The following is a 2790-nucleotide window of genomic DNA, read 5'->3' on the forward strand; positions in this document are numbered from 1 at the left end:
ATGCGATTGTCAAGAAAAAAGTGAGCCAGTCGCCAGAAAAAAAGTGAGCCATTAATGCTAGGAAAAATGTGAGCCATTATTGCATAAACGCTGGAAAAACTGAGCCACTTCAATGGCTGTATCTGAACTACATAAAAGCACTTAAGTTTACCACTTACAGTTGATGCCGGATAGTAACTTTACGCCCCTTCTTATGCGTAATTATCAACAACAATCTTGTTCCTGCCGCCGGGGCTGTGGATAGTGTGGTCAAGCTCTTTTAAGACAAACCCTAAATTGCTTGACCAAGCAATGTGGTCAACCTGAAGCGGCCAAGCGAAAGGTTGTCCACATTGTGGCACTATCCATAGCCCGATATTAGCAGTTCCGTATTGAATTCTCGACCATGTATCCCATAATCCATTTACCTCGATCAACAGAACACGAAAGTTTTATTAATTTTGGGTGGTGATGACAAAGCGTTAACTAATGGATAAAAGGCAATCACCGTTTCGTTCATATTAATTGACTCAGTTTGGGCGTAACAACCTGGACACGGAAATGGAGCACTCGTTAAGAGTTTTGGATCTTCAAAAACACTCATTACCTCTCCACACTCACAACAGTGTAATTCATAGCTATGTTTAAGTATTTCCTCCGCATCCATATTATAGAGCACGTCTAATACTGCTTCTTCAGGGCATTGTAAGAGATGGGCCACCTCAGACGGATAGATAGCAGAGACGTTTCTATCGACCAAGATTTGAATGAGTTTCCGAATGTGACGATTTTGTTTAGTCATGTTATTACTCCATTCTACCTTTATTTATGGTTCTCGGCCCTTTTTCCGTTTAATATCGTCTGTTCAAGCCGATAGGAATCCACGGTATTCATATTGAGGATATGCGAACGGAAGGTAATCCTATCGATCAAGGCGGCAACCATCATTTCATTTTCAAATAGGTCGGTCCAACTTGAAAATTCCAGATTGGTTGTTATTATAATGCTGGCGCGTTCCGATCGCTCCGATATCACTTGGAACAGCATCTCTGACTGGTGCCGGTTGAAGGTCAGGTAGGACAATTCATCGATCAGCAATAAATCGACTTTGCTAAGACTCTTCTCTAGCTTTGACAATCGGTTGAATTGAACAGCTTCAGCGAGCTCGTTAGCAAGATGAACAGCCGTGAAGAATTTCACATTAAACCCAGCGTAACAGGCTTTCATACCTAACCCCATCAAAAGATGGGTCTTCCCAGATCCCGAATTGCCGATCATCACGATATTTTGCCTGTTCTTGATAAAATCACAGGACGCAAGCTCCTGTATGTAGCCTTTTGAAACGTGCTCCAGCCTTTCAAAGTTAAAGTCATCGAGCGTTTTCATCACTGGAAATCCTGCTTGTTTAATCCTTCGGCGCTGTCCTGATTCCTGTCTTTGAGTGAGTTCTAATTTCATAAGCTCACACAAGAATTTATCATAGCCATCGTTGGTGGAGAGTTGTCTGATGATATTTTCATAGCCTGTAAATGAAGGAATTCTTAATTGTTTTGCGTAGATTTTTATGGTCTCTTTTAAGGGATTTAAGCTGCTACTCATACTGCAGCACCCCTATTCATAAGGTCGTTATATTTTTCGAACTGCGGTTTTGATACTTTGACGTCTTGCCTTAAGGGTAGCTTAGTCGGTTGATTTACCGGTATCAGGTGCGCCTGGATTTGTTCTGTGGTTAGTTCTGTGCTTTGAATGCATTTGATGGCTGTCATCAAACGTTCCTCACCAAATTGGATATACATTCGCAAAAGTTTTACCATCTCACGAGGGCCGGACAATCGCCTTCCTATCTCCATCAGTTCTTCCGAAAGGGTGCTCTTGACCGGTTTTGCGTTGTAGGCGCTGCGGGGGCGTTGTTCGATCAAATCTATGTAATGCTCAAGCTGATATTTTGTGATGCCTCTTTGGTAACACCGAGAATACCTCGCTATCTCGGAACTGCGATACAGAATGGCTATCTCATTGCCGTATCCTTTAATCGTTACTTCTTTGCTGACATACTTAACCGGAACCGAGTAGTTGTTGTAATCAAATCGGACGGTTGAAAACTCATCCACTCTGGCTATGATGCTCTTGCTGGGATCATACTTATACTTCGGTAGTCTTGCCATCCTAGCGCTTGAGCTTTGAGCCATCATGCCGACGGTTTGTTCTCTGCCTTTGATTGTATGGTTTCGGTAGTTTAAGCACCGACGAAGTATTTCAGTACTCAACTCTTCTATGGTTTCTACTCTTGGTATAGGAACCAGGATATTTCGTCTTATCCAACCTACAAGCCCTTCGACAAGACCCTTTTCATGTCCACTAGCGATGTTGCAAAATTCCGGTTTGAAGGCATAATGGGCGGACAAGGCGGCGTATCGAGCCTGTATTTTTGCGTGGACACCAAAACCTTCTTTGACGGCGACCTTTGCATTGTCGAAGATCACTTTGCGAGGGGCTCCACCAAAGTACTCTAACCCGCTGATTTGTCCTTCAAGGAAGCTTTCCTCATTTTGTCGATAAAATACTTTGCAGAACATATCGGCACTATAACACTCCCGCATACACCACAAATTAACTTTAATCTTCTTACCGGCCAGGTACACGGTGGCTTCTCCCCAGTCCACCTGGATTGCTTCACCTGGGTCATAGGATAGGGGAATGAAGACTTTCGACTGCTTGGCTTTGAGCTCCGCCACGATCTCTCGTATTGTAGATTCACCGCCAGAGAAGTCTTTCTCTGCAACTAGTCGGTCGAAGATCCGTTTTGCCGTG

4 protein-coding genes are annotated in these 2790 nt (G+C 43.5%); all 4 read right to left on the minus strand.

All coding sequences use genetic code 11. The features are described 5' to 3' along the window. Positions 1 to 191: 191 nt before the first annotated feature. The gene (locus ACYQ3Q_RS28145) at positions 192 to 416 is read right to left on the minus strand and encodes a hypothetical protein (RefSeq protein WP_459929440.1); all 225 of its coding nucleotides are present in this window, start codon (positions 414 to 416) and stop codon (positions 192 to 194) included. Continuing rightward, positions 413 to 781 carry a hypothetical protein gene (locus tag ACYQ3Q_RS28150; RefSeq protein WP_459929439.1) on the minus strand — a complete coding sequence of 123 codons (369 nt, stop codon included), beginning with the start codon at positions 779 to 781 and terminating at the stop codon, positions 413 to 415. Before ACYQ3Q_RS28150 ends, ACYQ3Q_RS28145 begins: the two co-directional genes overlap by 4 nt. A 20-nt stretch (positions 782 to 801) precedes the next feature. Continuing rightward, complete coding sequence (gene istB, locus ACYQ3Q_RS28155) at positions 802 to 1578, minus strand: IS21-like element helper ATPase IstB (RefSeq protein ID WP_459929438.1); 777 nt, start codon at positions 1576 to 1578, stop codon at positions 802 to 804. Then, the coding region (gene istA, locus ACYQ3Q_RS28160) for an IS21 family transposase (RefSeq protein WP_459931708.1) at positions 1575 to 2790 on the minus strand (1216 nt) is incomplete at its 5' end. The genes istB and istA, both read right to left, overlap by 4 nt.

This window comes from Desulfosporosinus burensis (genome assembly GCF_054657535.1).

What these genes read in the sequence shown, in the direction of transcription:
- ACYQ3Q_RS28150 (WP_459929439.1), bottom strand. Translation starts at nt 781, where the DNA reads ATGACTAAACAAAATCGTCACATTCGGAAACTCATTCAAATCTTGGTC.
- istB (WP_459929438.1), bottom strand. Translation starts at nt 1,578, where the DNA reads ATGAGTAGCAGCTTAAATCCCTTAAAAGAGACCATAAAAATCTACGCA.